Genomic DNA, 22,038 nt, shown 5'->3' with positions numbered 1-22,038 from the left:
CTTACAAAAAAACAGGGCGCCGAAGCGCCCTGTCTGATGTAACCCGGACCGACGTCTATTTCGTGGATGCCGGTGCCGCTACCGCCGCGTTCTTGACGTGCTGTTCCAGCCACGCGTCGGTCTCGGCCAGCATGTGCAGGATCGACTCGCGCGCGCGGTAGCCGTGCGATTCGTTCGGCAGCATCACCAGGCGTGCGTTACCGCCCAGGCCTTTGATCGCCGCGAACAGCCGCTCGCTCTGGATCGGGAACGTGCCCGAGTTGTTGTCCTGCTCGCCATGGATGATCAGCAGCGGATCCTTGATGGTCTGCGCGTGGTTGAACGGGGACATCGCCGTATAGGTGTCACGCGCCTGCCAGTAGTTGCGCTCCTCGGCCTGGAAGCCGAACGGCGTCAGCGAGCGGTTGTAGGCGCCGCTGCGCGCGATGCCGGCCTTGAACAGGCGCGTGTGGGCAAGCAGGTTCGCCGTCATGAACGCACCGTACGAATGCCCGCCGACCGCGATGCGGTTGCGGTCGGCGACACCGCGCCGCACGACTTCATCGACGGCCGCTTCCGCACTCGCGACCAGCTGCTCGACATAGGTGTCGTTCGGCTCGGCGTCGCCCTCGCCTACGATCGGCATCGACGGATCGTCGAGCACCGCGAAGCCCCTCGCGAGGAACGGCTGCGGGCCCCAGTAGCCGATCGCGTTGAAGCGGTACGGCGAATCGGTAACTTGGCTGGCCGCGCTAGCGGATTTGAACTCGGCCGGATACGCCCACATCAGCAGCGGCAGCGGGCCGTCGCGCTTGGGGTCGTAGCCCGGCGGCAGGTAGAGGTTGCCGGTCAGCTCGACGCCATCCTTGCGCTTGTAGCGGATCTGCTCTTTGGTAACGCCCTTGAGCTGCGGGGCCGGATGCTCGAAGCGCGTCAGCGCGCGTGGCGTCCCGTCGCCATTGCGTACGAAGTAGTTCGGCGGGTCGCTCGGCGCCTCGCGACGCGTCAGCAGCGACTGCCCTGCATCGTCGAGCAGCGCGTACGGATATTCGTAATGCGGCGCCTGCGAATGGAACAGCCGCGACTTGCTGCCATCGGCCAGCTGCCAGCGGTCGACGAACGGGCGGTCGCCTTCCGGCGATGCACCGTCACCGATCAGAAACAGCGTGTCGCCCTTGCCGACCAGCAGGCGCTCGAAGCCGGCCGCGTCACGCACGGTGACCGGGTCGCCGGGGTCGTTGTAGCGGTCCTCGCTCGAGCCTTCGTGCAACAGCACCGGTGCGGTGGAAGGCGCATCCGGCGCGACGCGCCAGCGCTTGGTCTGGCGCGTCTTCCACCAGTACTCGTCCACGAGCGCGAGATCGCCGCGCCCCCACTCGGCGCCGGCATACCGGCTGCCGAGCCTGGCAAGCACCGCCGGCGCCTGCTTGAACGGCGCGGCCTGGATCAGCACCTCATCGCGCACGTCGGCTTCGACGGCGGGATCGCCGCCGTCGCGCGCCTCGGCCCAAACCAGCGCCGCCGGCGCATCGCTGCGCCAGCCGATCGCGCGCACGCCGGTCGGCACCGCATCGTTACCGGTTGGCAGGCCTTCGACGAGCGGCCGTTTAGCGACCGTGTGCAACACGCGCCCGTCGAGCCCGAGCACTTCGATGCGCTGCGGGAAGAAGTGGACCGGCACGAGGTACGAGAACGGCCGCTCGATCGCGACGCTCAGCACGTGCCGCCCATCCGGCGACGGCGCGGCCGTGGTGCGCATTTCGGGCGAGCCGAGTTTCTGCTGCGTGCCGTCCAGCGATACCAGTGCGAGCTGCGAGCGCAGGTAGTGCTCGAACGTCTTAGCGTCGTGCTCGTTCTTCAGCAGGTCCTGGTAGGTGCGCATTGATCGCACAGTCCCGCCCGGGCCCGTCTGCTGGATGTTCGGCTCGGTCGGAACGCCGTCCGACACCGGCGCTTCACCGCCGGCGCGCAGCGTCACCAGCAGGCGCCGACTGTCGGGGAGCCAGTGGTACCCGCGACCGGCAACGGTGTTGAGGTCGCTCGCGATGCGCCGCGCGCGACGCGTTGCGACGTCGACCACCCAGAGCTCGTTCGCCCCGCTGCGCGGATCGACATGGTTGAACGCGAGCTGCGACTGGTCCGGTGACCATGTGGTGGTCGCGATCGACAGCGGCTGCGGCAGGCCTTCAATGCGCAGTTCCTTGCCGGAGCCGACCTCCATCAGCCACAGGTCGCTGCCGAAGCTGAAGCGGCTGTCCGAATAGGTCCGCGGGTTGATCCGCATGCCCGCGAGCTTGAGCTCGGGCTGGGCCACGGTTTCGATCGACGGCAATGGCGGCACCTGCATCAGCGCGGCAAGATCGCGCTTGGGGCCGAGCAGCAACTGGGGCGGGCGCGGCGCATCGACGATCGCCTGCAGCGCGGCCGGCGGCAGCCGGTAGCCGCTGGCGGCCTTTTCCGCCGGAGCGGGCGCAGCCGCGGGAGGCGCCTTGGCGACGAGCGTCGACCACGACAGCAAGGCGAGCAGCAGAAAGGCGGCGTGGCGCCGCGGCGCGATCTTGTTCATGGGCAACCGTTGGAATGGATGTGTTCGCAGCGGGACACGGCTCACATCTCCTGCCCGTCCCTTAGCGCGACCCCGAGCATATCGGCTGGGCGGCGCCCGAGCCGGTACAATTGTGGCGATTCACCGAGGGGCGCTGCGACCGCTGCACCGTGCGGATTCTTCCGCCAAGCCCGCACATGCGTGTGCGGACTTACAGGGCAACGGCCAGGCTCGGCGAAATCTCTTCTGTAAACGGCGCCCGATGTCCGCGATCCGCCTGTTCGACCACGGCGTATTGCCCGCTTCGGAGCACGTATGAACGCTATGCCCAAGACCTTCTCGACCGAAGGCGATTACAAGGTTGCCGATATCTCGCTGGCCGACTGGGGCCGCAAGGAAATCGACATCGCCGAGCATGAAATGCCGGGCCTGATGTCGATCCGTAACAAGTACGCACCGGATGCGCCGCTCAAGGGCGTGCGCGTGACCGGCTCGCTGCACATGACGATCCAGACCGCGGTGCTGATCGAGACCCTGAAGGATCTCGGCGCCGACGTGCGCTGGGCCTCGTGCAACATCTTCTCGACTCAGGACCACGCTGCCGCCGCGATCGCCGCGACCGGCACGCCGGTGTTCGCGTGGAAGGGTGAAACGCTCGAGGAATACTGGGACTGCACGCTCGATGCGCTGTCGTTCGCGGGCGGCAAGGGCCCGCAGCTCGTCGTCGACGACGGCGGCGACGTCACCCTGCTGATCCACAAGGGCTACGAGCTCGAGCAGGGCGACACCAACTGGGTGAACAGCGCTTCCGCCTCGCACGAGGAGCAGGTCATCAAGAACCTGCTCAAGCGCGTCGCGAAGGAGCGCCCGGGCTTCTGGAGCGGCGTCGTCAAGGAATGGAAGGGCGTCTCGGAAGAGACCACGACCGGCGTGCACCGTCTGTACCAGCTCTCGCAGCAGGGCAAGCTGCTGGTGCCGGCGATCAACGTCAACGACTCGGTCACCAAGAGCAAGTTCGACAACCTCTACGGCTGCCGCGAGTCGCTGGCCGACGGCCTCAAGCGCGCGATGGACGTCATGCTCGCGGGCAAGGTCGCGGTCGTGTGCGGTTACGGCGACGTCGGTAAGGGTTCGGCCCACTCTCTTCGCGCGTACGGCGCCCGCGTCGTGGTCACCGAGATCGACCCGATCAATGCGCTGCAGGCGGCGATGGAAGGCTTCGAGGTCAACACGATCGAGAGCACGCTCGGCCGTGGCGACATCTACGTGACCACGACCGGCAACAAGGACGTGATCACGCTCGAGCACATGAAGGGCATGAAGGACCAGGCGATCGTCTGCAACATCGGCCACTTCGACAACGAGATCCAGGTCGATGCGCTGTACGCCTCGGGCGCGCAGCACACGAACATCAAGCCGCAGGTCGACAAGTACACGTTCGACAACGGCAACTCGATCTTCCTGCTCGCCGAAGGCCGCCTCGTGAACCTCGGTTGCGCGACCGGCCACCCGAGCTTCGTGATGTCGAACTCGTTCTCAAACCAGACGCTCGCGCAGATCGACCTGTGGGCGAACAAGGATGCGTACGAGCCGAAGGTCTACATCCTGCCGAAGAAGCTCGACGAGGAAGTCGCGCGACTGCATCTGGAGAAGATCGGCGTGGTGCTGACCAGGCTCACCGACGAGCAGGCCGCGTACCTCGGCGTGCCGGTGGAAGGCCCGTACAAGCCGGACCATTACCGCTACTGATCGCGGGCTTACAACGCAGTGATAACGAAACGGGCGCCCAGGCGCCCGTTTTGTTTTCTGCGGCAGCGTAGCCGCGACCCGTAGGCCGCGGCCGCGGGTTTCGACCCTGCTTACGGTGTTCCGGATTCCGGGGCGCGGCTCGGATCGTCCTTGCGGAGCCCATCCTCGGCTTCGCCCATCGTGCGCAGGTCCTGCTGGCCGCGCTTGCGCGGGTCGCCTTCGCGATTGGGCAGTTCACGGTCCTGCTCGCGCTGGCCATTGTTCGCACCGGACGCGGAATTGTTGCGGTCGTTGTTCATGTCGGCCTCCTCGATATCCGCATCGACCTTAGGCCGCCTGCCGTTAGCTGCGGGTCTTGGCCAGCGCGAGCATTTGCGGTCGGTACGAATAGCGATGCAATGCAGGCGCGCTTCCGCCTGCTGAGCTTGGACATGCGCTGCGAAGGCGCCGGGCGACCGACCGCCCGCTTGTCGCTACTGCTGCGTCGGCTGCGTCGTCACGGTCGCGTTCGCCGCAAGGTGCACGGCTGCTCCCGGCAGCGGGTTGCCCAGCAGCGTGAACGGCACACCGTTGCGTTGCAGCTCGACCGGTGTGAACCAGCTCATCGACGTGGGCGACGCACGGTTGCCCTGCGCGATCAGCTGCAGCGAGAACCCGGCATCGCGCAGCACGCGGTCGGTCTCGCGATCGTTCCGGGCGACGAGGCGCTGTTCGATTGGCGCCGGCAGCATCACCGAGTCCGGCAGGCGGCTGCGATGCAGGCCCAGCTTCGAGGTCGGCGTCATCTCCCGGGAGCGCGACGAGGCCCACAGCAGCGCGCATGCGCTTGCACAGCGGCCGGAGATCCTCACCGTCATGCCACGCGAATTGATCAGCTCGGCGACGCGCAGCGCCGGCCCGCGCATGCCACCGGGCCCACGCACGATGACCACCTGCGCCTGCGGATAGCGCTTGAGCGCAGCGCGGAAATGCGCCTCGAAATTGGTCCCGATCGGCCCGCTGACCACCAGCGCCTGCTCGGCCGGTCGCACCAGGATTGTGCCGTCCGCGAGCGTCTCGGTCGGCATGGCATGCGCATTCGCACCGCCCAAGCATGCGATCAGCGCCATCAGCGATGTGGCGAAACGGTGTCTGATTGCCATCCGGACAGGCCTGCGTACTTCCCCGAGGCCTATCGTTCCTCATCATTGCGTCGCCCGTGCGACGGGCCCGCAGATTGCAGACACCTCCCGCCATTCAGACATGCACTGCGTCGCAGTTTCACGCGGGCGCCGCAACCGGGCCGCGCATTCAGCAAGTACGCGCAGCGCGTGTCGCCGCCTAGAGCGAGAGTCGCTCGCGCAGCTCGCGCGCCTGGCGGCGGGACACCTCGACTTCCGCGCCATCCTTCAGCGTCAGCGTGTAGCCGTCACCAACCGACAGGTCGATCTGCTTGACCATCTGCAGGTTCACCAGCGCATTGCGGTTCGCACGGAAGAACAGCGCCGGGTCCAGCCGCGCTTCGAGCGCGCTGAGGCTGCGCGCCAACATCGCGCGCTCACCGCGGAAGTGCACGCGCACGTAGTTGCCGTCGACTTCGATCCGGCTGATCTGGGCCAGCGGCACGAACCAGCAACGCTCGCCATCGCGCAGGAACACCTGATCGTCGGCGCGCAGCAGCGGCTTCTGCGGCGTGTGCCCTTCGGGTTGCTGCGCGCGTGCCTTTGCGAACGCGGCGGCTACGCGGTCGGCCTGCACCGGCTTGAGCAGGTAATCGAGTGCATTCGCCTCGAACCCGCGCAGTGCGTACTGATCGTACGCGGTGGTGAAGATGACCTGCGGCGTTCGATCGAGCCCGTCGAGCACATCGAAACCTGTGCCCGACGGCATCTGGATGTCGAGCAGCACCACGTCCGGCTGCAGGCGCGCGATCGCTTCGCGCGCGGCCGGCACGTCGTCGGCTTCGCCGATGCACTCGACATCCGGTAGCCCCGCCAGCATCGTCCGCAATTCCAGCCGCGCCAGCCGGGTGTCGTCGACGATCAGCACGCGCAGTGGCGTCATTGCGGTATCTCCAGCCTGGCGACGACGCGGCCCTGACTCGCGCTCAGCTCGAAGCGCCCATGCACACGCTGCAGCCGGTTGCGGAGGAACGCGAGCCCGACGCCCGTGCCGCTGGCGTCGGGCGGGAGCGATCCGGGGTTGTCGACTTCGACGATCAGTATTTGCGCCTCGCAACGAGCCGTGATGTTCAGTTCGCCGCCGCCCGGCGTGCACGCGATGCCGTGCTTGATCGCGTTCTCGACGAGCAACTGCAGGGCCATGGGCGGGACACGTGCATCGAGCGCTTCGTCGTCGACGTCCACGCGCGGCCGCAGGCGATCTTCATAGTGCACGCTCTCGACCGCGAGGTGGTCCTGCACCACCTGCAGCTCCTGGCGAACTGTCGTCCACTCGTGCTGGCTGTGCTCGAGCGCGTGGCGCAGCGTGCTGGAAAGCCGCGTTACCAGTTCGCGTGCACGTGCAGGGTCTTCGAGGATCAGCGCGCGCAGGTTGTTGAGCGCGTTGAAGATGAAATGCGGGTTGAGCCGCGCGCGCAGCGCGTCGAGTTCGAGCAGATGACGGTCGGACTCGGCACGCAGCGACGCCAGTTCACTCTCGCGGGCGCGGCGCAGGACGCGCCGCGCCGCCCAGCCGGCGGTCCACAGGCCGAGCACGATCGCGGTGTTGATCCAGTACCAGACGACCGCGCCCCATGCAAAGCCGGTGTTGTTGCGCAGCTCGACCCACCCGAACCGCAGGGCTGGCGCAATCAGCACCGCAATCAGCAACTGCGCCGCCGCGGCGAGCAGGGCGACGGCAAGGGCCAGCCTCAGCGCAAGCGAGCCCGCCTCGAGATCGAGCCAGCGGTATCGCAGCGCCGTCGCGCGCAGGGCGGCGCTCGACACCCACAGCAGCGCGCCGAGCAGCACGCTGATCGCGACGATGCCGGAGGTCAGACCTCCGGCGAACGTGCCGCCCATCGCGATCGAAACCGCTGCGTAGACCGCCCAGATCAGTCCATTGATCAGCCAGAAATACGGGGCGGAACCGCGTGCGGCCATCGATGACTCACTTCTGCTCGGGATGCGCGGCCAGGAATTCGCGGATGTTCGACTGCACCCACTTCGGGTCGTCCCACATCAGGAAATGGTAGCCGTCCTCGCTCATCTCCACGCGCGCGCCTTCGAGTTTCGCGTACTGCGAGCGGAAGATGTTCGCGGTGGATTCCTTTGTCGAACCGTAGGGCTTGTATGCAGCCCAGCCGCCGAGCACCACCGTCGGCGAGCGAACCGAACCAAGCTGCGGTCGCAGGTCGGTGGTCATCAATTCGTACATCGCCTGCGACGTCGTCGCGCGGTCGCTCTGCCGGCCCCAGGTCTTGAGCAGCTCGATGCGCGCCGGGTCGCGCGCCATGTTCTGCACCGCCGCCCCGGCGCCCTTCGCATAGGTCGCATCATCAGACGTGCGCATCTGCTTGCGCATCGCCTCGGCCATTGGCCTCATGGCCTCGGATGTGGCCGCCGGGTTTGTCGCCGCGGCCATGAAGGGCAGCGAATCGACGATGACGAGCGGGCCCAGCGCGTCGGGTGCGTCGATCGCCATCTGCAGCGCGAGCACGCCGCCGAGGCTGTGACCGACGACGGCCGGCTTCCGAAGCCCTTTCGCCTTCACGTAGGCGAGCAGGCCCTCGCGCATCCGGGGCAGGAAGACCTCGCCTTCGGTCGCCGGCAAACCGGCGAAGCCGGGCAGGTGCACGAGGTGACATTGGATGCGTTCGGCCTGCAGCGCCGAGCAGGTCTCGCGCCAGGTGTCGGCGCCGCTGTTCAGTCCGGGGATCATCAGCACCGGCCGCCCCTGGCCGACAACCTCGACGGAAAGGCCCTCGAACCGCTGTGGGCTGGCGTGGACAAGGCCCGCGACGAGCAGGCAGGCGACAAGCAGCGGGCGGAACGTACGGGCGCGTGGCTTCATTGCGGTGACTCACTGGAGAAGGTGGGCAGAGCCTGCGTTCTACCGGCCTACCGGCCGCCGGAAAGATGACGAGCGGCCGCAGGTGTCCACGAGCGGTCACGTGGCCGGGCGTCCACCCGCTCGCGCCCGCCACCGAGGGGCTTTTCTATTTATCGCGATGGAGAGATATACTTCGCGCCCCCTGCTACACCACGACGGTCGCCATGGTCCCGATCAGCTTCGAGTTCTATCCGCCCAAGACCCCCGAGCAGCAGTCGCAGCTCGACAGGACCGTCGCGAAGCTGCGCACGCGGTCGCCGGAGTACGTCAGCGTGACGTTCGGCGCCGGCGGCTCAACGCTCAGCCATACCCCAGAGACCATCCGCCAGTTGCGTACTGGCGGGCTTGAGGCGGCGCCCCACCTCACCTGCATGGGCGGCTCGCGCGAGGAGATCCGCGGCCTGCTCAAGCTCTACCGTGCGCTCGGCGCCAAGCGCATCGTCGCGCTGCGCGGTGACCTGCCTTCGGGCATGGTGAGCGCGGGCGAAATGCGCTACGCCGACGAGCTGGTGAGCTTCATCCGCGAGGAAACCGGCGACCACTTCCACATCGAAGTGGCCGCATATCCGGAGATGCACCCGCAGGCGCGTGATTCGCAGGTCGATCTGCGCAACTTCATCGGCAAGGTACGCGCCGGCGCGAACGGCGCGATCACGCAGTACTTCTACAACGCCGATGCGTACTTTCGTTTTGTGGAAGACGTGCGCGCCGAAGGCATCGACATCCCGATCGTGCCGGGCATCATGCCGATCGCGAACTTCAGCCAGATCCGCCGCTTCTCGGAGTTGTGCGGCGCGGAGATTCCGCGCTGGATCTCGCAGCGCATGCTCGCGTATGCAGACGACGCCGGAAGCGTGCGTGCGTTCGGTGCCGAAGTCGTTGCGCAGCTTTGCCGCAGGCTGATCGAAGGCGGCGCACCGGCGCTGCACTTCTACACGCTCAACCTGTCGAAACCGACACTGAACGTACTGTCGCGCTTGCAGTAATTGCGCTGGGGTTCAGCCCCGGCGCCGTTTTCACACCCATCGTTGACAAGCCTCGGCGGAGGATCGATCGCACCCCGGTTGAACTGGTGGTGTGATGAAAACTCTTCCGCTCATAACGTGCGTGACCGTCCTAGTGGCGGCGCTTGTGCCGACGTCGCGGCCTGCACAGGCGAGCGGCAGCATTGTGCGGTGCGAAGCGCCGGGTGGTCGGGTGATCTATACCGATCGCGCGTGCGAGACATTCGGCGCGCGCCCGTCACCGATGTCCGGCGAATTGCTCAAGCGCATCGCGAGCGACCGCCCGCAATCGGATATGCCGGATGCCGCGCTGACCTTCGCGCGCAGCCTCGACGCCCCCGCGCCTGGCCGCCGCTCGCCAACGGCGGGGTGTGCGCGTACGCCTGTACAACTCGCGCGTGATCTAGAGGGCTCGCTCGCGCTGCGCGACCTCAATCGCCTCGCCGAAAGCTATCACTGGGTCGGGCACACGCACCGGCAGGCGCACCCGGTATTGCAGCGACTCGATCGCCTCAACCGGCGACCGCTGCAGGACGTGCAATTCTTCGACGTGCAGATCAGCCCCGCTGCGTTCCGCGAGGCCACTTCGTTCCGACAGGGCGACGGCATGAGCGGCCTGCTCCAGCTGTCCTTCGGCGAAGGCGGTGCTTATGAAGTCGTCGACTTCGAAGTGCAGCGCTATGCCGGCTGCTATTTCGTCCGTTTCCGCGACGGCGGTCACCAGGCCTGAATGCGGCCACGCCTGCGCGGCCCTGCGGCGGCGTTCGCCGTTACGCTGCGCCTATGCGAACGCTTTTCCTGATTGGACTGGTCTTGGGCTTTACCGCCCCATCTGACGCAATGGCGCAGGTCCGGCGTTGTGTCACGCCGGACGCCCAGGTCATCTACACCGACCGCCGCTGCGACACGCTCGGCGCAGTCGAGCAAGCGCCCCGGCCTGACCGCCCTGCCGTCGCCACCTACCGGGGCGGCTGCGCGCGCACCTTGCGTGACCTCGTATTCGAAGTCGGCGAGGCGATCGCCGCCAACGATCCGAACCGCTTGGCCGGCTTGTACCACTGGCCCGGCATGTCCACGCGTCAGGCCTATGCTGTCGTCTCGCGCCTCGAAACGGTCGCACGTCGGCCGCTGGTCGATATCGTGCCGGTCATGCCGGGAGGCCCGGCGCAGAGCGACTACGCGCAGACGACCTCGCGACGGGCCCCGGTCGCGCTGCGCATCGAGCAGACGCTGGCGAACGGGGCCACCCCCGCCCGGGCCGTGTTCGGCCTGCAACGGCATTTCGGATGCTGGTGGCTTCGCGGCTGACCGGGCGCGGGATCGCTCGGCCCAAGGTCGAGCAGGCACAATAGCGGGCTCCTCACCACGGACCACCCGCATGCAATATCCCGAATGGATCTGGCACAACGGCGCGATCAAGCGCTGGGCCGACGCCACCACCCATGTGATGTCGCATGCACTGCACTACGGCTCGTCCGTGTTCGAGGGCATCCGCTGCTACGAAACCCCGAACGGCCCGGCGATCTTCCGCCTCAACGACCACAACAAGCGCCTGTTCGCGTCGGCGAAGATCTACGATATGCAGATCCCGTACACGCTCGAGCAGATCAATGCTGCGTGCCATGAGGTCATCCGCCGCAACAACCTGACCAAGGCCTACCTGCGTCCGTTCGCGTATCGCGGCCTCGGCGGCTTCGGCCTGTCGGCGGACACGCCGATCGACGTGTCGGTCGCGACCTGGTTCATGGGCCCGTATCTCGGTGACGGCGTGCTCGAGGCCGGTATCGATGCCTGCGTGTCCAGCTGGCAGCGCTTTGCGCCGAACACGATTCCGGCCGGTGCCAAGGCCGGCGGCAACTACCTGTCCGGCCAGCTGATCGCACGCGAGGCGCGCCGCCTGGGCTTCGGCGAAGGCATCGCGCTGGCATCGACCGGTCTGCTCAGTGAAGGGGCCGGCGAGAACCTGTTCCTCGTGTTCGACGGTGCGCTGCACACCACGCCTGTCAGCGCCGCGCTGCTCAACGGCATCACCCGCAACACGATCATCACCCTCGCCCGCGATGCCGGCATCCAGGTGATCGAACGCGACCTGCCGCGCGAATACCTGTACCTGTGCGACGAGCTTTTCATGTGCGGCACCGCGGCGGAAATCACCCCGATCCGCTCGGTCGACGGCAAGCAGGTCGGCGTGGGCAAGCCCGGCCCGGTGACCCGGCAGATCCAGGATCTGTTCTTCGGCCTGTTCGACGGCCGCACGCCCGATACCTACGGCTGGCTCGATCCACTGTAAGCACTCAGACGATCTGGACGAGCCGCCTGCAACCGCGCAGGCGGCCCGATCTCAGCGCGACGTGTCGCGCTGGGCGAACGTCAGCGTCGCGACCACGCCTTTTTCCACGCCGGGCTTGACACGCACGTCCCAGCCGTAGAGATCGCACAGCCGCCGCACGATCGACAGGCCAATGCCGCCGCCCTGCGAGTGCCCGGCATGCGTGCCGCGGTAGCCGCGCTCGAACAGTTTCGCCGCGTCCTCGGCGCTCAGCCCCGGGCCGGAATCGATCACCTGCACTAGCGTCGGCGCCAGCCGCACGACCACTTCGCCGGACATCGTGTACTTGACCGCGTTGCCGATCAGGTTGCCGAGCGCGACCGCGACCGCAGCCTCCGGCGCATCGACAACCAGCCCTCGTTCGCCCTCCATGCGCAACGTCAGCGGCTTGCCGCCCAGCTGCGCGCGGTGCATGTCGAGCAGCTGCTCGGTCAGTCGCGCAATGTCGGTCGCACCGTGGCCGCGCTCGTTGCGCGAGAGCAGCAGCAGCGCGCTGATGAGGTCGGTGCACTGCTGCTCGGCGCGTTGGATGCGCATCAGGCGGCTGCGGGTCTTCTCGTCCAGATCGCTCTTGCTGAGCAGCAGTTCGACCGCGCCCTTGATGACCGCGAGCGGCGTGCGCAGCTCGTGGCTCACGTCGGCGTTGAACTCGCGATCGCGTTCGACCACATGCGTAAGCCGCACCGCGTAATCGTCGAGCGCCGCGGCCAGCTGGCCCACTTCGTCGTCGGAAAAATAGCTGGCCAGCGCCTCGGGCTGCGTACTGCGACCCGAACGCTTCAGGCGCCGCGCAAGTTCGGAAACGGGGCTCATCACGCGCGACGCCGCCCACCATCCGACCAGTAACGACAGCAGCGTGAACACCACCACCGCCGCATAGATCGCGCGGTTGAACTGCGCCTCGCCTCGCGCGGCCTGGGTCATGTCGTACGCGAGGAAGAACCAGGCCTGCGGTGTCTTGCGCACGGCCAGCTTGTACGTCATCGGCTTGCCGTTTTCATCGGTGCCGGTGATCGTCGTGATGCCGTCCGACAGCCCGTACCACTCGGGCCGATTCACGCGCACCGAATCGAACTTCTCCGGCGTATAGACGAACGCGCGGATCTGGTCGACTGCGAACTGCGGGTCTTCCGGGTTTTCCTGGAACTGCCGCGCCGCCTGCTCGATGTTGCGGTTCATCAGGTCTTCGACGAGCTGGTTCTCGACGCGGTTACGCGTCCAGTTCGTCGCAAACGCGAACAGCAGCATCAGCCCGAAGCCGAGCAGTACGAACGCAAGGATGATGCGGCTGCGCAGCCGTCGCCGGTAGCGCGCCCGAGGCCGCGCAGGCGGCGACTTGGCTGGGACCACTTATTGACCGTTGGCGCTTTCCGGAGCAGCGATACGATAGCCGATGCCGTGGCGGGTCTGGATCAGCGGCACGTCGAACGGCTTGTCGACCACCGCGCGCAGGCCATGGATATGCACGCGCAGGCTGTCCGAATCGGGCAGCTCCTCGCCCCACACGCGCGTTTCCAGTTCCTGCCGCGTCACAACCGCCGGGGCGGCTTCCATCAGCGACTGCAGGATCTTCAGCGCGGTCGGATTGAGCTGCAGCAGCTTGCCCTGACGGCGCACTTCGAGCGTGTCGAGGTTGTACTCGAGATCGGCGACGTTGAGCACGCGCGTCTGCACGCCACGGCCACGGCGCGAGAGCGCGTTGAGCCGCACCTCGACTTCCTGCAGCGCGAACGGCTTGATCAGGTAATCGTCGGCGCCGGAGTCGAAACCGGCGAGCTTGTTCTCGAGGCTGTCGCGCGCGGTCAGCATCAGCACCGGCGTCTGCTTGCGCGCTTCGTTGCGCAGCTTGCGGCAGACCTCGATGCCGTCCAGACCCGGCAGGTTCAGATCGAGCACGATCGAATCGAAATCATTGACGACCGCCAGGTGCAGCCCCGTGATGCCATCGGCCGCGAAATCGACCGTATGCCCGCGGTCTTCGAGAAAATCGCCGAGGTTGGCTGCAATGTCCTGGTTGTCTTCGATGACAAGGATGCGCATGGAGTCTTCCTGAAGAGGGTGATCGCGTTCCCGCGCCTGCCGGCCCGGCACCGCCGCAGCGCACCGTGCGCTCGGGCTTGGAGCCGCGGCAGGCCGCGAAGTTCCCGAAGTGTGGCTCGGCCCCATGCATGTGCAAAGTGAGCGCCGGCGAACAAAGGCCCAGACGCGGGGCCGCCGCGCCTGGGCCAAGGGAACACCCCGATTCACCGTCACCATCCCGGCCCACAACCGCATGCGCGGCAGTGGAGGCGAAGCTGCGGTCGAAGGAGGCTAGACCCGGGCTAATTAATATCCCGTTAAATTTTGCGAAAGCTTTGTCACGACCCGCGCCGGCCGTAGCTGCCGAGCTTCTGGGCGGCTGCACTCGCGGCGCGCTCGGTGCTGCGCTGCGTCAAACGGTCCGAGACATGACGGATGATCGCCCCGGCCACGTCGGCCCCGCTCGCGTTTTCAATGCCTTCCAGGCCCGGCGAGGCGTTGACCTCCAGCACCAGCGGCCCCCGCTGCGAGCGGATCAGGTCGACACCTGCAATGCCGAGCCCGAGCGCGGCCGCCGCGCGCACCGCCACGTCCTTTTCGGCCTCGGTCGCCTTGACGCCTTTCGCGGTACCACCGCGATGCAGGTTTGACCGGAAATCGCCCTTCGGCGCCTGCCGGCGCATCGCTGCCACCACCTTGCCGCCGACCACGAAGCAGCGCAGGTCCGCGCCTTTCGCTTCCGCGACGAATTCCTGCACCAGGAAATTCGCGTACAGCCCGCGCAGCGCCTCGATGACGCCTCGCGACGCCGATAGCTTCTCGGTCAGCATGACCCCCGTGCCCTGGGTGCCCTCGTTGAGCTTGATGACATGCGGGGGCGGTCCGAGCATCGCTAGGAGATCGTGCGTGTCATCGGGGTTGTCACCGAACACGGTCGCGGGAAGCCCGATGTGCTGTGCCGCGAGCAACTGGTGGCTGCGCAGCTTGTCGCGTGCCTTGAGGATCGCGTCCGAGGGGTTCGGGGTGAACGTGTCCATCAGCTCGAACTGGCGCAGCACGGCGGTGCCGTAGCGTGTAACCGATGCGCCGATGCGCGGGATCACCGCGTCGTAGCCCGACAGCGGCTTGCCCTTGTAATGCATCGCGAAACCGTCGCAGTCGATGCGCATGTAGCAGCGCAGCGGGTCCAGCACGCGTGCGGTATGACCCTGTTCGCGGGCGGCCTCTAGCAATCGCCGGGTCGAATACAGCTTGCCGTTTCGCGACAGGATTGCGAGTTTCATTCGACCGCCTCAGCTGTGGATCACCGGCTCGCCGAGTCTGGCGGGCGCCCGGCCGTGGAGGAACGAGCGTGCCGGGTCGACGGTGAACGTGCGCGCCATCGCCGTGCGGCCAAGCAGCATCGGAAACATCATTCCACCGCGATTGCAGAGGTTCATCTCGACGTCGCGCTCGACACCCGCCAGCTGCAGCCGCGTGCGCAGGAACGCGCGCCGAGTCGTGCGCCCGCCCGAGTCGGTGACATCGCGTTCGTCGATGATCGGCGCCGCGGCCTCGAGCAGATGGCCGGACACGCCTTCGGGCCCCAGTCGGAAACCGACCCATGGCGCGCCGCCGTCATGGAAGCGCCACTGCGAATCCACGTGTAGCGCGGACGTGCGTGCACCGGTATCGACCTTGGCGCGCACCGCGAGGCCGAGGTCCGGCAGTGCGACCCATTCCCGCCAGCCGAGGACGATCCTCGTCAGCATGCCTTCGTTGCCATGCAGCCTCGCCGAACCGGAATCAAAAACGGCGGCCACCGTAACCGGGGCCGCCGTGCAGGAGATGTGGAGCGGGTGATGGGAATCGAACCCACGCTAGCAGCTTGGGAAGCTGCAGTTCTACCATTGAACTACACCCGCGCCGGGGCAGTGTAAGTCGCGTTCCGACAGCTGGCAACGCGGGCCGGACTGGCATCGTTGCCAACGCGGCCGGGCCCGTGCGGCGCCCGGCCATGTTGCGGCTTCGCGCTTAGAAGCGGCGGCCGACCGTCGCGAACAGCGTCGCGTGGCTGCCGCCTTCCTGACCGACGGTGAGGCTGGCGCCGAGGTTCGCATCGACGCCGAGCACGCGCGTGCGCGCACCGAGCAGCAGCGTGCTGTAGCCCTGGTCGAACGCGAGGCCAGGCACCGCATAGGGCAGCGTGCCCGGCAGCGACTGCGCCTGCGCGAACGCCTGCTCCGGCGCTTCTTCGAACTCGCGGTCGATGGTTACGCGCGCGTACGGCGTCAGGTGGTCGTTCGCTTGCACGCTGACCTGCCAGCCGACGCTGCCGATCAGCGAGTCGAAGCTCTGCTCCGGATAGGCGAGCGAGGTCGACAGCTCGGGCTGGTCTTCGGCGAAGCCGTCGATCTCGATGCGCTGTGCGAGCACCGCGACGACCGGGCCGTGGCGCAGTGCGCCCTGGCCGAACTCGAAACCGCCCTGCACGCCCGCGCTGAGGTTGTCGCCGTCAGCCGAACCGCGATGCATGCGGCTGGCCTGGCCGAGCACGACATTGCGCTCGATATCGAAATCGAGCTTGCTGTAGCTCACCTGCGCATCGACCCAACCGCCACCCGAGCGCCACGCCGCATGTGCGCCGAGTGTCGCGTCGCTCTGGTCGAAGCTGCCGCCGCGCATGCCCCAGTCGAGCGCGCTACGGCCGTAGCCGGCGAACGCACCGAACACCAGGTTGCCTGACGTCCAGTCGACACCGCCGGTCAGCGCCGGGCCCACGCCGTCGTACTGGTCGCCATGGCCGTAGCGCTGGAAATCGCCGCGGATGTCGGCCCACCAGTTCGCTCCCTCGCTGGCCGGCGCGCCGATCATGCGCGTGGCGACGCGTTCGGCACGCGCGCGGCCGACCATCGCGGCCGAGTTCGGCAGCACCGCAATCTGGCGCGGCGCCTCGAGCATCGAGACCGCGTAATCGGCAATGATCTCGTGCGCCGACGTGGTCGGATGCACGCCATCGGCGAATGCGTAGGTGAACGGTGCGGACGGGGTGACGTAGGTCGTCGGGTTACAGGTCAGCGACTGCGCGGTGATCTGCGGCTGGCAGGCGGTGCCGGTGACATTCGTGAAGCCGAACGCCGACGGGTTGGCGACAACTTCCTGGAACAGGCTGAACATGTTGAGCGGAATCACGCGCAGGCCGGCCGATGCCAGGCTGCTGAACAACGCATTGTTGTAGCCCGCCGACAGCGCGGTCAGCTGCGCCTGCACGGCCGGGCCGCGGGCGCGGAAGCCCGGGGTGAGGCCGATATCGGGGATGGAAGGCACCAGCACGTAGCGCGCGCCTGCCGCCTGCAGCGTGCCGATCGCGGTGACCTGCGCCGCGACCGCGCTGCCGATCGTCGCGGTGGCCGGTGCTCCCGCAGCGACCGCGAACAGATCATTCGCACCGCCCCAGACGGTGTACAGCGCGCTGGGGTCCGCCTGACGCCCGGTCGTGCCGAGATAGCGGTCCACCTGCTGCGCGACTGAGAGGGCCGGGCCAAACGCCGTAGGCGAATTAACGCCCGTACGCGCACCACCGATAGCGAAATTGGTCGCGCCCGGATTCAACACGACGCCGATCGGATTGGTCGGGTTGCCCGTTGGGCGGTACTGGAGGGCCGGATCGGCACGCGTCCCGTAAAAATCCGCGAGGTACTCGGCCCAGACCAAACCCGGGTTCGTCGTGAACCGACCCAGCGATGCGGCAGCCGGGTTCTGCGCCACGAGGGCCGGTCGGAACGCGCCGGAGTCCGTGAGGCTGTCGCCGAAGAAGATGGTCTGCGAGTAGGTCTGGGCGACAGCCGGCACGGCGGCGAGCGCGAGCGCGGTGGCAAGGGCGGTACGGATCAACGTCATGCGGGTGTCCTGGTTGAATGCATTCGGGCCCTGCCCACCGACGTACGTCGGCGGATGGCGGCGCAATCGAACCACGCGCGGCGGGCCGGCACAAGCTGCCCCCGCGGGCATTTGGGTTCGCGCGCACGAGCGGCGACAATGCGGGCATGGAAATCGTGCTCAATGGCGAGCCCCGCTCGCTCCAATCCGGCCTCACCGTGCTGCAGGTCCTGCAGCTGGAAGGCCTCGCCGAACGCCGCGTCGCAGTCGAGGTCAACGGCGAGATCGTCCCGCGCAGCCGCCACGCCGACCACGCGCTGTCGTCAGGCGATCGCATCGAAATCGTCCACGCATTGGGAGGGGGGTGAGAAAGGCCGCTTGCGCGGCACTGCCGCGGGGCCTTTCGAACGCCCGGTCGCAAGACCGGGCCGGATGAGGTGATGCTGCTTGCAATCGTCCGGGGGACGATTGCGCATCGCCGAACGCACGGCGCCCCGCGCCGGGCTGGATGAGAAAGGCCGCTTGCGCGGCACTGCCGCGGGGCCTTTCGAACGCCCGGTCGCAAGACCGGGCCGGACGAGTTGACGCTGCCGGCATCGCGCGGCAGCGGCGACTCCGAGCGCGCCGCCTACGGACCAGCCTCGACAAGCCCGAGTGCTCGAACCGGGCAACCCACCAGCGAGCGCGCCCACCGGCCGCGCAACGCACCCGCCCGCATTCATCCAGCGTCGGCCCGATGGCCTGCCAACCGGTGCGATAATCCGCGCATGAATGCTCCTGCCCATCTCGATCCGCTTGTCATCGCCGGCAAGCCCTACGCCTCGCGCCTGCTGACCGGTACCGGCAAGTTCACCGACCTCGAGCAGACGCGCCTCGCCACCGAAGCGGCCGGCGCGCAGATCGTCACCGTCGCGATCCGTCGCACGAACATCGGGCAGAACCCGGGCGAGCCGAACCTGCTCGACGTGCTTGATCCGGCCCGTTACACGATGCTGCCGAACACGGCCGGCTGCTACACCGCCGACGACGCGGTGCGCACCTGCCGCCTGGCGCGCGAACTGCTGGACGGCCACAACCTCGTCAAGCTCGAGGTACTCGGCGACCAGCGCACGCTGTTTCCCGACGTGGTGCAGACGCTCGCCGCCGCCGAGACGCTCGTGCGCGACGGCTTCGACGTGATGGTCTACACCTCGGACGATCCGATCCTCGCCAAGCGGCTCGAGGAGATCGGCTGCGTTGCGGTGATGCCGCTGGCGGCGCCGATCGGTTCGGGCCTGGGCATCCAGAACAAGTGGAACCTGATCGAGATCGTCGAGAACGCGAAGGTGCCGATCATCGTAGACGCCGGCGTCGGCACCGCCTCGGATGCGTCGATCGCGATGGAGCTCGGCTGCGACGGCGTGCTGATGAATACGGCGATCGCGGGCGCGAAGGACCCGGTGCTGATGGCGCACGCGATGAAGCTGGCTGTCGAAGCCGGCCGCGCCGCGTTCAAGGCCGGCCGCATCCCGCGCAAGCGCTTCGCAAGCGCCTCGAGCCCCGTGGATGGGCTGATCGGCTGAGCGAAGGCGCCTTCCGCTCCTCGCCTTGTCGCCGGGGGCCTGGCCTGCCTGCCCCGGTCCAGCATCCAGCTCGCCGCACGACGCCACCGGACGGCGTAATCACCATAGAGTTTCCAACTTGTCCGACGTGTCCGAACAACGCAAAGCGCCGCCGAAGCCCTTCACCATCGAGGAAGGCCATCGCAAGGTGCGCAGCTTCGTGCTGCGACAAGGGCGCTTCACGCCGGCGCAACAACGCGCGTTCGATGCGCAGTGGCCGCGGTTCGGGCTGGACTATGCGGGAGCGCCGCGCGATTACGACGCGGTGTTCGGGCGCCAGACACGGCGCGTGCTCGAAATCGGCTTCGGCAACGGCGAGGCGCTGCGCTTTGCGGCGCAGCACGATCCCGCCCGCGATTACATCGGTATCGAGGTGCATGCCCCCGGCGTAGGCCGATTACTCAACGCGCTGGCCGAAGACGGCAGCGACCACGTGCGGATCTACCACCACGACGCGGTCGAGGTGCTCGAGCACGAGATCGCCGATGCGAGCCTCGACGAAGTACGCATCTACTTCCCCGATCCGTGGCACAAGAAGCGCCATAACAAGCGCCGCCTCGTACAGCCGGGTCTGGCCTGCCTGCTCGTGCGTAAGCTCGCTCCCGGCGGACGCTTGCACCTGGCGACCGACTGGCACGACTATGCGGAACAGATGTGGGACGTGCTCGACGCAACGCCCGGCCTCGTCAACCGCGCCGGTTCGCGCGGCAGTGTGCCGCGGCCCGACTGGCGTCCGCAGACGCACTTCGAAACACGCGGCCAGAAGCTCGGGCACGGCGTGTGGGACCTGCTGTACGACCGCCCGCTGTCCGACCCCCTGCCGTAGGACCCGTCACCGCTAGACCGTGTGTCGTTGAGCCAAGGACCGCAGCACGATGATCCGCCCCTCCGTTGTCATGCGCACCGCGAAACACGCCACGGCGTGTGCGACCGCGGCGGGCGGAACGACGGGGCATGACGGTGGCGCCGCGGGCCTGACTCGAGCGCCGGGTCCGCATGACGAACGCGGCGGGCCGCGCGTCGGACGCAGCTGCGTGACGCGCATGCACGCGAACGCCTGTCGCTGATGGAGACCGCGCTGACGCTGACCACCGACATGAAGCTCGTGCTCGGGCTGGTCGGTTTCACGATGGTGATGTTTCTGTTCGAGCGCATCCGCGCCGACGTGGTCGCGCTCGTCGTGCTGGTGCTGCTGGGTTTGTCCGGGCTGGTCGAACCGGACGAGCTGTTCAACGGTTTTTCCGGCAACGCGGTCATCAGCATCATCGCGACGATGATCCTGGGTGCTGGCCTGGATCGCACCGGCGCGCTGAACCGGCTTGCGGGCTGGCTGCTGCGACGCGCGAAAGGCGTCGAAAGCCGGCTGCTGCTGCTGACCACCGCAGTGGCCGGGCTCAACTCCTCGTTCATGCAGAACCCGTCGGTGATGGCGCTGTACATGCCCGTCGCCGCCCGCCTGTCGTCGCGCACCGGCCTGTCGCTGCCGCGCCTGCTGCTGCCGATCGCAGCGGCGATCGTGATGGGCGGCGCGCTGACGATGGTCGGCAACTCACCGCTGATCCTGCTCAACGACCTGTTGCTGGCCGCCAACAGCAACCTGCCGTCGGGCGCGGCGACGCTCGAGCCGCTGAAGATGTTCGCGCCGCTGCCGATCGGCCTGGTGCTACTGGGCGCGTCGCTGATCTACTTCCATTTCTTCGGCGACAAGCAGTTGCGCGACGAAGGCGGCGAATCGGTGACGCCGGCGCGCACGCAGAGCTACTTCGCGAAGACCTACGGCATTGACGGCGACGTGTACGAGCTGACGGTCACCGCAGACAGCCCGCTGGTCGGCATGTCGCTCGGCGAGGCCGAGGGCCTGCGTGGCGCGCCGCTGCTGCTCGCGCTGAAATCCGGCTCCGAGGAAGCCAAGCTCTCACCGTCGGCGGATGCACGCATCTGGGTGGGCAGCGTGCTCGGCGCGATGGGGCCGCGCCAGCAGGTGACCGACTTCGCGCAGAACAACCTGTTGCGCATGGCCAGCCGGCTGCGCAACTTCGCCGACCTGTTCAACCCCAGCCGCGCCGGCATCTCCGAAGCGGTGGTGCCCGCCACGTCGAAGTTCATCGGCAAGACCGCGAGCGACCTGCAGCTGCGCAAGCAGTACGGCATCAGCCTGCTCGCGGTGAACCGCGACAAGGCCGTGCGCCGCGAGAACGTGCGCGACATGGCGCTGCGCGCGGGCGACATGCTGGTGCTGCACAGCATCTGGACCGACCTGGCCGAGGCCGCGGAAACCAAGGACCTCGTCGTCGTCACCGATTACCCCAAGGGCGAGCAGCGCCCGCACAAGCTCAAGATCGCGCTGGCGATCTTTGCCGTGACGATGCTGCTGGCGCTGTCGTCGCGCCTGCCGGTGTCGATCGCACTGATGACCGGCGTCGCGGGGATGCTGATCGCCGGCGTCATCAACATCGACGAGGCCTACGACGCGATCAACTGGAAGACCGTGTTCCTGATGGCCAGCCTGATTCCGCTGGGCTGGGCGATGGACTCGAGCGGCGCAGCGGCGTGGATCGCCGCCCACACGGTCGAGCGGCTGCCCGGAGAGACCCCTACCTGGGTGCTCGAGCTGGCGATTGGCCTGCTGACGACGACGTTCTCGCTGGTGATCAGCCACGTCGGCGCGACGATCGTCGTGGTGCCGCTGGCGATCAACCTCGCGCTGGCGGCCGGTGGCAACCCGACCGCATTCGCGCTCGTGGTCGCACTGTCGGCATCGAACAACTTCATGACCGCGTCGAACCCGGTGATCTCGATGATCACGGGCCCTGCCGGCTACACGAACCGCGAGCTGTGGCGTATCGGGGCGCCGCTGTCGTTCGTCTATACGTTGCTGATCGTGGCGATGGTCAACCTGATGTTCTGACGCCGCGGGCGCTG

General features: G+C 67.5%; 20 protein-coding genes, 1 tRNA gene and 1 riboswitch. Of the genes, 9 read left to right on the top strand and 12 right to left on the bottom strand.

The window, feature by feature from the left end:
* Positions 1-55: 55 nt before the first annotated feature.
* Complete coding sequence (locus tag ACFFGH_RS04580) at positions 56-2,545, bottom strand: S9 family peptidase (protein ID WP_386665224.1); 2,490 nt, start codon at positions 2,543-2,545, stop codon at positions 56-58.
* Positions 2,546-2,664: 119 nt separating this feature from the next.
* Positions 2,665-2,792: riboswitch (S-adenosyl-L-homocysteine riboswitch) on the top strand.
* Positions 2,793-2,839: 47 nt separating this feature from the next.
* Between ACFFGH_RS04580 and ahcY the strand changes: the two genes are divergently transcribed.
* A complete protein-coding gene (gene ahcY, locus ACFFGH_RS04575; protein ID WP_386665221.1) occupies positions 2,840-4,273 on the top strand; it encodes an adenosylhomocysteinase in 1,434 nt (477 codons plus the stop codon).
* A 110-nt stretch (positions 4,274-4,383) separates the two neighbouring features.
* On the opposite strand, the gene ACFFGH_RS04570 is transcribed toward ahcY, so the two are convergent.
* The 5 genes from ACFFGH_RS04570 to ACFFGH_RS04550 form a co-directional block, all read right to left on the bottom strand.
* Complete coding sequence (locus ACFFGH_RS04570) at positions 4,384-4,572, bottom strand: hypothetical protein (RefSeq protein WP_386665219.1); 189 nt, start codon at positions 4,570-4,572, stop codon at positions 4,384-4,386.
* A gap of 174 nt (positions 4,573-4,746) precedes the next feature.
* Positions 4,747-5,415, bottom strand: a complete 669-nt coding sequence (locus ACFFGH_RS04565) for a hypothetical protein (protein ID WP_386665216.1) — start codon at positions 5,413-5,415, stop codon at positions 4,747-4,749.
* A gap of 178 nt (positions 5,416-5,593) precedes the next feature.
* Positions 5,594-6,316 (bottom strand): LytR/AlgR family response regulator transcription factor, encoded by a 723-nt coding sequence (locus ACFFGH_RS04560; RefSeq protein ID WP_386665214.1) that lies wholly within the window; start codon positions 6,314-6,316, stop codon positions 5,594-5,596.
* The gene (locus ACFFGH_RS04555; RefSeq protein ID WP_386665212.1) at positions 6,313-7,356 is read right to left on the bottom strand and encodes a sensor histidine kinase; all 1,044 of its coding nucleotides are present in this window, start codon (positions 7,354-7,356) and stop codon (positions 6,313-6,315) included. The genes ACFFGH_RS04560 and ACFFGH_RS04555 overlap by 4 nt, the downstream gene beginning before the upstream one ends.
* 7 nt (positions 7,357-7,363) lie before the next feature.
* Positions 7,364-8,266 carry an alpha/beta fold hydrolase gene (locus ACFFGH_RS04550; RefSeq protein ID WP_386665209.1) on the bottom strand — a complete coding sequence of 301 codons (903 nt, stop codon included), beginning with the start codon at positions 8,264-8,266 and terminating at the stop codon, positions 7,364-7,366.
* Between the two features lie 203 nt (positions 8,267-8,469).
* Here ACFFGH_RS04550 and metF point away from each other — a divergent pair, with 203 nt between their 5' ends.
* The 4 genes from metF to ACFFGH_RS04530 all read left to right on the top strand — a co-directional run bounded on the left by metF (position 8,470) and on the right by ACFFGH_RS04530 (position 11,599).
* Positions 8,470-9,291 (top strand): methylenetetrahydrofolate reductase [NAD(P)H], encoded by an 822-nt coding sequence (metF, locus tag ACFFGH_RS04545; RefSeq protein ID WP_386665207.1) that lies wholly within the window; start codon positions 8,470-8,472, stop codon positions 9,289-9,291.
* A 133-nt stretch (positions 9,292-9,424) separates the two neighbouring features.
* Positions 9,425-10,039: a hypothetical protein gene (locus tag ACFFGH_RS04540; RefSeq protein WP_386665205.1), complete on the top strand. Its 615-nt coding sequence runs from the start codon at positions 9,425-9,427 to the stop codon at positions 10,037-10,039.
* A 110-nt stretch (positions 10,040-10,149) separates the two neighbouring features.
* Positions 10,150-10,617 carry a hypothetical protein gene (locus tag ACFFGH_RS04535; RefSeq protein ID WP_386665203.1) on the top strand — a complete coding sequence of 156 codons (468 nt, stop codon included), beginning with the start codon at positions 10,150-10,152 and terminating at the stop codon, positions 10,615-10,617.
* Between the two features lie 70 nt (positions 10,618-10,687).
* Positions 10,688-11,599: a branched-chain amino acid transaminase gene (locus ACFFGH_RS04530; RefSeq protein ID WP_386665201.1), complete on the top strand. Its 912-nt coding sequence runs from the start codon at positions 10,688-10,690 to the stop codon at positions 11,597-11,599.
* A gap of 51 nt (positions 11,600-11,650) precedes the next feature.
* Here the strand turns inward: ACFFGH_RS04530 and ACFFGH_RS04525 are convergent, their stop codons facing one another.
* The 6 genes from ACFFGH_RS04525 to ACFFGH_RS04500 all read right to left on the bottom strand — a co-directional run bounded on the left by ACFFGH_RS04525 (position 11,651) and on the right by ACFFGH_RS04500 (position 17,536).
* A complete protein-coding gene (locus ACFFGH_RS04525; protein WP_386665198.1) occupies positions 11,651-12,988 on the bottom strand; it encodes a sensor histidine kinase in 1,338 nt (445 codons plus the stop codon).
* Complete coding sequence (locus ACFFGH_RS04520) at positions 12,989-13,678, bottom strand: response regulator transcription factor (RefSeq protein WP_386667355.1); 690 nt, start codon at positions 13,676-13,678, stop codon at positions 12,989-12,991. It lies immediately after the preceding gene.
* Between the two features lie 317 nt (positions 13,679-13,995).
* Positions 13,996-14,940, bottom strand: a complete 945-nt coding sequence (gene rimK / locus ACFFGH_RS04515; protein WP_386665196.1) for a 30S ribosomal protein S6--L-glutamate ligase — start codon at positions 14,938-14,940, stop codon at positions 13,996-13,998.
* A gap of 9 nt (positions 14,941-14,949) precedes the next feature.
* Entirely contained in the window at positions 14,950-15,408 is a 459-nt protein-coding gene (locus ACFFGH_RS04510) for an ATP-dependent zinc protease family protein (RefSeq protein ID WP_386665194.1), read from the bottom strand.
* Between the two features lie 79 nt (positions 15,409-15,487).
* Positions 15,488-15,561, bottom strand: a tRNA-Gly gene (locus ACFFGH_RS04505).
* 109 nt (positions 15,562-15,670) lie between these two features.
* Positions 15,671-17,536: an autotransporter domain-containing protein gene (locus ACFFGH_RS04500; protein ID WP_386665191.1), complete on the bottom strand. Its 1,866-nt coding sequence runs from the start codon at positions 17,534-17,536 to the stop codon at positions 15,671-15,673.
* A 146-nt stretch (positions 17,537-17,682) separates the two neighbouring features.
* Here ACFFGH_RS04500 and thiS point away from each other — a divergent pair, with 146 nt between their 5' ends.
* The 4 genes from thiS to ACFFGH_RS04480 all read left to right on the top strand — a co-directional run bounded on the left by thiS (position 17,683) and on the right by ACFFGH_RS04480 (position 22,024).
* A complete protein-coding gene (thiS, locus tag ACFFGH_RS04495) occupies positions 17,683-17,883 on the top strand; it encodes a sulfur carrier protein ThiS (protein WP_386665188.1) in 201 nt (66 codons plus the stop codon).
* Positions 17,884-18,282: 399 nt separating this feature from the next.
* Positions 18,283-19,077, top strand: coding sequence for a thiazole synthase (locus ACFFGH_RS04490; protein ID WP_386665185.1), 795 nt, complete (start codon positions 18,283-18,285; stop codon positions 19,075-19,077).
* Positions 19,078-19,195: 118 nt separating this feature from the next.
* A complete protein-coding gene (gene trmB / locus ACFFGH_RS04485; protein WP_386667353.1) occupies positions 19,196-19,942 on the top strand; it encodes a tRNA (guanosine(46)-N7)-methyltransferase TrmB in 747 nt (248 codons plus the stop codon).
* Positions 19,943-20,182: 240 nt separating this feature from the next.
* Entirely contained in the window at positions 20,183-22,024 is a 1,842-nt protein-coding gene (locus ACFFGH_RS04480; protein WP_386665182.1) for an SLC13 family permease, read from the top strand.
* Positions 22,025-22,038 lie beyond the last annotated feature (14 nt).

It is taken from the genome of Lysobacter korlensis (assembly GCF_042434515.1).
Note: the sequence above shows the minus strand (reverse complement) of the source record. Positions and strands in the feature narration are given on the sequence as shown.